The sequence below is a fragment of the Photobacterium minamisatsumaniensis genome (assembly GCF_050336695.1).
In the GTDB taxonomy this organism is placed as follows: Bacteria; Pseudomonadota; Gammaproteobacteria; order Enterobacterales; family Vibrionaceae; genus Photobacterium; species Photobacterium minamisatsumaniensis.
In genome coordinates this window covers 22,007-28,266 of the sequence record NZ_JAKJSI010000066.1, presented here as the reverse complement: position 1 = coordinate 28,266, position 6,260 = coordinate 22,007, and the positions used below count along the sequence as shown (strand labels likewise).

The following is a 6,260-nucleotide window of genomic DNA, read 5'->3' as shown; positions in this document are numbered from 1 at the left end:
TTAGCAACAATATAACCAAGCATTGGGTCATTAACGGTATCCCAGACACGGGCGATTAAAAATACGGAACCAATAAATGCTGCTGAAACACCTACAACGTCGGTATAGTAAAAGAAAAGGAAGACGTTGATCACGTTCAGGCCAAAGTCTTTACCAAACCCGCCCAAGCCGAAGCTTATCTTGGTGGTTAAATCCACCTTCTTCGTTATTGCATTACTCATAACTTTCTTGTTCCTTATTGTTTTTATTCAAAAGACAGCACCTCTAACGTGAAATATTCAGGTTATGGAAACTATCTTTCGCCCAGCTTTTTAATAAAATGGCTAAAAATATAACTGCGCCTTTACCCTCGACAGTCTTGGATAGCCCGTTCTTATTCATTAAAAGCTTCGTTATTGGATTTACATCTTACTTTTATGAACAGCTGTTCGTGAGCATTCCAGAGGCACGAACAGCTGTTCTATTGAAGGATACTACCACTAACAGCTGTTCGTAAATTGTGACACATTACACAATTTCATTTTCTATATGAGGTAATTTCTGTATTCTACTGACATACTTCACAGAAAAGAGCGGTCATGAGTACTAATAAAAATATCAACAGTAATGAAATCGCAAAAATTGCTGGAGTTTCAAGGAGCACGGTTTCTAAGGTTATTAATAATTATCCCGACATACCGGAAAAAACGAAAAAAAAAGTGCTCGATGCAATCTCTAAGCACAACTATAAACCTAACCGTTTTGCTTCTGTCTTAAAGGGTATACCGCAAAAAGTCATCGCTTTATACATTCATACGACGGCCAACGACACAACCGATGGCCAAATGAATAACTTGGATTCTTCGTACATAATGGGCGTCGTGTCCCATTTTATTATGGCAACAAAGCAGCACGACCATTCATTAATGGTAGAGTTAATTCATGAAGATGAAGAAGCTACGGAGATTGAAGCTCGAATAAGGGAGAGTTTTAATTCAAAAGCGATCTGTGCTGCCGTTTTTGTTGGATTAACAGACAGTTCTGTGTTTATTGATAGTTTAGTTAAATCTGGATACGACATTGCATCTATCGATAGAGATGTTGCGAAAGATTATTCAGCTATCAATGTAACAACAGATGATGAGAAAAGCACTTATAACGCAACCAAACATCTCGTTGACTCCGGGTTTTCTCACATTGCTTTCATTGGTGGTGATGAAACCAAACTATCAGCTAGAAGCCGTGAGATTGGATACAAAAAAGCTGTTTTAGAAAATAAAATGAAGCCAACAATTATTGGATGTGGTTACTCAGAAAAACTTGGTTCACTTGCAGTAAACAGATTTGTTGGGCTGCCAGAGATTGATGCTTTAGTTTGTGCATCAGATGCCATCGCACACGGCTTTATAGGGAGAATGAGAGAGATTGACAGCGTACGTCTAGACAATATGGGGTTGATTGGTTTCGAAAACAATTCATTTAACGACTACCAAACCCCTGGGCTATCATCTGTCGCAATAGATTATCAACAAATGGCCAATGACACGGTCGAATCTTTATTAAGAAAAGGTGAAAGTCCTGATGTTATCGTTCGAACTCAATTGATAGTTCGCGAATCGAGCATGAAATAAGAATTTAGAAACAAAAAAAGGAGAGCCGAAGCTCTCCTTTCAAAATCAAACTAAACAGTAATTAATTACTGTGCAGCTTTTGATTTTTCAACTAGCACTGCGAAAGTTGCTTTGTCGAATACAGCGATATCTGCAAGGATCTTACGATCGATTTCGATAGACGCTTTCTTAAGACCGTTAATGAAACGGCTGTAAGACATACCATTTTGACGAGCAGCAGCGTTGATACGTGCGATCCAAAGTTGACGGAAAGTACGTTTCTTGTTGCGACGGTCACGGTAAGCGTATTGACCAGCTTTAGTAACAGCTTGGAAAGCTACGCGGTAAACACGTGAACGTGCACCGTAATAACCTTTAGCTTGTTTAAGAACTTTCTTGTGACGTGCACGCGCTTGTACACCACGTTTTACGCGAGGCATAGGAGACTCCTAACTAAAATTAAAAATATAAAACTAAAAAACGATTAAGCGAACGGAAGCATACGTGCAACAGCTGCCACTTCACACTTAGGAAGGATAGCGTTTGGACGAAGCTGACGTTTGTTCTTAGTAGTACGTTTAGTCAGGATGTGACGCTTAGTTGCGTGCTTAAACTTGAAGCCACCAGCTGTTTTCTTAAAACGCTTAGCAGCACCTTTGTTGGATTTCATCTTAGGCATGATGAGACTCCGCATTGTTGATAGTTAATAACATAGTAGTAAGGCGAACAAAAGCGCTGCGATTAAGCAGCGCTTTTAGCTACTTGAATGCCTTAATTACTTCTTCTTTGGAGCAAGCATCATCGTCATTTGACGACCTTCAACTCGACTAGGGAAGCTTTCAACGACAGCTAAGTCGACTAGGTCTTCCTTAATACGATTTAGAAGATCGATACCAAGACTCTGGTGGGCCATTTCACGTCCACGGAAACGTAGCGTGACTTTGCCCTTGTTGCCCTCTTCTAAAAAACGACTCAGGTTGCGCAGTTTTACCTGATAATCGCCTTCGTCTGTACCAGGTCGGAATTTAACTTCCTTGATCTGGATTTGTTTTTGCTTTTTCTTCTGATCTTTAGCAGCCTTGCTCTTTTCGAACAGGTACTTGCCATAGTCCATCACACGACAAACTGGTGGCTCGGCATTCGGGCTAATTTCAACTAAGTCTACACCAGCTTCATTAGCAAGATTCACTGCTTCTTCAATAGAAACAACACCAACTGATTCACCGTCTAGACCAGTTAAACGTACTTCACGTACGCCACGAATTTCACCATTTAAACGATGTGCATTTTGTTTAACTGGTGCTTGGGTTCTTCTTCCGCCTTTAATACCTTATTCCTCCAAAACATTGAGCTTACGACTGCTAATATCTTGCTGCAAAAATGCAACAAGATCGTCAATCTTAAATTTACCCAAATCTTTACCCTTGCGAGTGCGAACTGCAATCTCGCCTGCTTCGACTTCTTTGTCTCCACAAACTAGCATGTAAGGCACTCGCTTCAAAGTATGTTCGCGGATTTTAAAGCCAATCTTCTCATTTCTCAAGTCCGCATTGACTCTAATTCCACTTTTTTGCAGTTTTTTTACTACTTCTTGTACATATTCTGACTGACTGTCAGTAATGTTCATCACTACAGCTTGCTGAGGTGCCAACCACGTAGGGAAGAAACCAGCGTATTCTTCAATAAGAATACCGATAAAACGCTCTAGTGAACCAAGAATAGCACGGTGAATCATAACAGGTGTGTGACGTTCGTTGTCTTCACCTACATATGTTGCACCTAAACGCTCAGGAAGCGCAAAGTCTAACTGAACGGTACCGCACTGCCAAGCGCGATCTAAACAATCGTGCAGTGTAAACTCGATCTTAGGACCGTAGAATGCACCCTCGCCTTCTTGAATTTCATATGGAATATCCATAGATTCAAGGGCAAGTTTCAAATCTGATTCCGCTTTATCCCACATTTCGTCAGAACCAACACGCTGTTCAGGGCGTGTAGATAATTTAACGACAATGTTGGCAAAGCCAAATGTCTGATAAGTATCATAAACCATTTTGATGCAAGATGTAACTTCTTCTTGCACTTGAGCTTCAGTACAGAATACATGTGCATCATCTTGAGTAAAGCCACGAACACGCATAATACCGTGTAATGCGCCTGATGGCTCATTGCGATGACACGCACCAAACTCAGCCATACGCAATGGTAAATCACGGTATGATTTTAGACCTTGGTTGAAAATTTGCACGTGACCAGGACAGTTCATTGGCTTAATAGCGTATTCACGGTTCTCAGAGTTCGTTGTGAACATCGCCTCTGCGTATTTGTCCCAGTGACCTGAACGTTCCCAAAGCACGCGATCCATCATTAGTGGACCTTTAACTTCTTGGTAATCATATTCAGTCAGTTTTTCACGAACAAAAACTTCTAGCTCACGGAAGATAGTCCAACCGTTGTGATGCCAGAACACCATACCTGGTGCTTCTTGCTGCATGTGGAACAAATCAAGTTGCTTACCAATTTTACGGTGATCACGCTTAGCCGCTTCTTCCAAACGAACAAGGTGTGCTTTAAGCAACTTCTTGTCTTGGAAAGCAGTACCATAGATACGCTGAAGCATCTTGTTGTCACTGTTACCACGCCAGTATGCACCAGCAACATTCAGCAGCTTAAAGTGCTGGCAGAAGCTCATGTTTGGTACATGTGGGCCACGACACATATCAATGTATTCTTCGTGGTGGTATAGGCCAGGACGGTCATCACGAGAAACGTTCTCGTCAAGGATTTCCATCTTGTAGGTTTCGCCACGTGATTCAAATGCATCACGAGCTTCCTGCCAGCTAACGTTTTTCTTGACCACTTGGTACTTGGTTTTCGCCAACTGTACCATGCGCTTTTCAATCGCTTCCAAATCTTCTTGGGTTAGTGATTGCTCAAGATCGATGTCGTAGTAGAAACCGTTGTCGATCGTAGGACCGATCGCCATTTTCACATCAGGGTATAGCTGCTTGATGGCATGGCCTAGAAGGTGAGCACAAGAGTGACGGATAATTTCTAGACCGTCTTCGTCTTTTGCTGTGATGATTTCTAGGCTTGCGTCGTTTTCAATTAAATCGCAAGCATCAACACGTACACCATCAACACGACCAGCGATACAAGCTTTCGCAAGACCAGGGCCGATTGATAGTGCAACGTCCAACGTTGAAACTGCTTCGTCAAATTGACGCTGACTGCCGTCAGGAAGAGTAATTACAGGCATGTATATGTCCTTTCACAGTGGTGCCACATACCAAGTAGCACATGTTGAATTTAAAAAGCTTAGAGAAACTTTTATGAAATAAATGCAGTTTTAATACCGCTACCGCAATACTGAGCGGCGAGCAAATACAAAAACGAAGCGGCAAATATAACAAACGCCTGTTACAGATTGCAAAGACACAGGCTAATTATTTTTAATTAGCTTGAAACTAACAACGTATAACTGCTCTATTCCGGGGTAAATTTCTTCAAGTACGTCTTGTAGCTGTTCCATCGTCATATTTTCTTCGAATGCATGGTTTGCATTTAACTCACTTAATAGCACAGGTTCCACACCAAGTACCTGAAGCTGCCCAAAGACTCTGCCATCTTCATAAATAACAGCGGCGATAGTACGCCCAATCTCGTAATGGCTATCGGCTTCATCACGTATTGTGATCGTTTTATTCCCGGCTAAAATATCACTCTCAAACCGTGCTAAAAAAAGCATTTCCAACGGGACCATATTCACCTCTGTAAAGTAATCTGTTTTACCAGCCAATACTGTAGCAAGCTCACGGTAATTTGCTCAATAACTTGAAATTGTGAGAAAAAGTTGCTTTGATTTGTATAGGCAATTAAGGATACAAACATGGCTCATTCTCCGCGTTACGTTCAAATAAAGTGCTACCTTAACGATAAAATCAGTAGTCGTTCATGGCCGCCAGGACATAAAATCCCCACCGAAATTGAGCTTTCAGAGCAATTTAACGTAAGCCGAATGACAGCCAATAAAGCCATTCGTGATCTCGTCAAAGAGGGGCTCCTAAAAAGAACGCCTCGGGTTGGTACGTTTGTTTGTCATAAAAAAGCAGAGTCTCCTTTAATGGAGATCCGCAATATTGCTGAAGAAGTAAAGCAACGAGGTCATGACTATGCTTCTGATGTTATTAAACAAATAACCATACAAGCCAGCGATGATATTGCGTTACGATTAGGTGTAAAGCATGGCACGAGAGTTTATTTCACCCAAATTGTCCATTTTGAGAACAACACGCCGATACAACTTGAAGAGCGCTGGGTGAACCCTGATTTTGTACCCGACTACATTCAACAAGACTTTTCACAACAAACCCCGAATGAATATTTGGTGCAAACCTGCCCCCTCAGCGATATCGAACACACAGTAGAGGCACTACTCCCTAACCAGCGCGTGGCCGATCTGCTTCATGTTACGTCGCAGTGTCCATGTTTACTGTTAAATCGTCGAACATGGAGCAATCATAAGCTCATTAGCACAGCCCTACTCTATCACCCTGGTGACAAATATAAGCTCAGCTCACGTACTGCCGTCTAAATAACATACTGTTCTGATCTGCGTATAAATAACTCTGCGTATAAATTAGAACATTGCTTTTCCTCTCAAATTTGCTG

Annotated in this window: 8 protein-coding genes; 2 read left to right on the top strand and 6 right to left on the bottom strand. The window is 41.6% G+C overall.

From position 1 onward, the window contains the following. On the bottom strand, positions 1–221 hold a 221-nt coding region (locus L4D78_RS26660; RefSeq protein ID WP_428469728.1), incomplete at its 3' end, for an MFS transporter. A gap of 357 nt (positions 222–578) precedes the next feature. On the opposite strand from L4D78_RS26660, the gene L4D78_RS26655 reads away from it, so the two are divergent. After that, on the top strand, positions 579–1,610 hold the full coding sequence (locus L4D78_RS26655; protein WP_428469727.1) for a LacI family DNA-binding transcriptional regulator: 1,032 nt from the start codon (positions 579–581) through the stop codon (positions 1,608–1,610). Between the two features lie 65 nt (positions 1,611–1,675). Here L4D78_RS26655 and rplT read toward each other — a convergent pair whose 3' ends face one another. The 5 genes from rplT to yqfB all read right to left on the bottom strand — a co-directional run bounded on the left by rplT (position 1,676) and on the right by yqfB (position 5,352). After that, complete coding sequence (rplT, locus tag L4D78_RS26650) at positions 1,676–2,029, bottom strand: 50S ribosomal protein L20 (protein ID WP_428456918.1); 354 nt, start codon at positions 2,027–2,029, stop codon at positions 1,676–1,678. A gap of 44 nt (positions 2,030–2,073) precedes the next feature. Further along, a complete protein-coding gene (gene rpmI / locus L4D78_RS26645; protein ID WP_036832349.1) occupies positions 2,074–2,268 on the bottom strand; it encodes a 50S ribosomal protein L35 in 195 nt (64 codons plus the stop codon). 96 nt (positions 2,269–2,364) lie between these two features. Then, complete coding sequence (gene infC / locus L4D78_RS26640) at positions 2,365–2,916, bottom strand: translation initiation factor IF-3 (RefSeq protein WP_428469729.1); 552 nt, start codon at positions 2,914–2,916, stop codon at positions 2,365–2,367. A 3-nt stretch (positions 2,917–2,919) separates the two neighbouring features. Beyond that, a complete protein-coding gene (thrS, locus tag L4D78_RS26635; protein ID WP_428469726.1) occupies positions 2,920–4,848 on the bottom strand; it encodes a threonine--tRNA ligase in 1,929 nt (642 codons plus the stop codon). Between the two features lie 183 nt (positions 4,849–5,031). After that, positions 5,032–5,352 (bottom strand): N(4)-acetylcytidine aminohydrolase, encoded by a 321-nt coding sequence (yqfB, locus tag L4D78_RS26630; protein WP_428469725.1) that lies wholly within the window; start codon positions 5,350–5,352, stop codon positions 5,032–5,034. A gap of 126 nt (positions 5,353–5,478) precedes the next feature. On the opposite strand from yqfB, the gene hutC reads away from it, so the two are divergent. Continuing rightward, positions 5,479–6,183, top strand: coding sequence for a histidine utilization transcriptional repressor HutC (hutC, locus tag L4D78_RS26625; RefSeq protein ID WP_428469724.1), 705 nt, complete (start codon positions 5,479–5,481; stop codon positions 6,181–6,183). Positions 6,184–6,260: the final 77 nt, after the last annotated feature.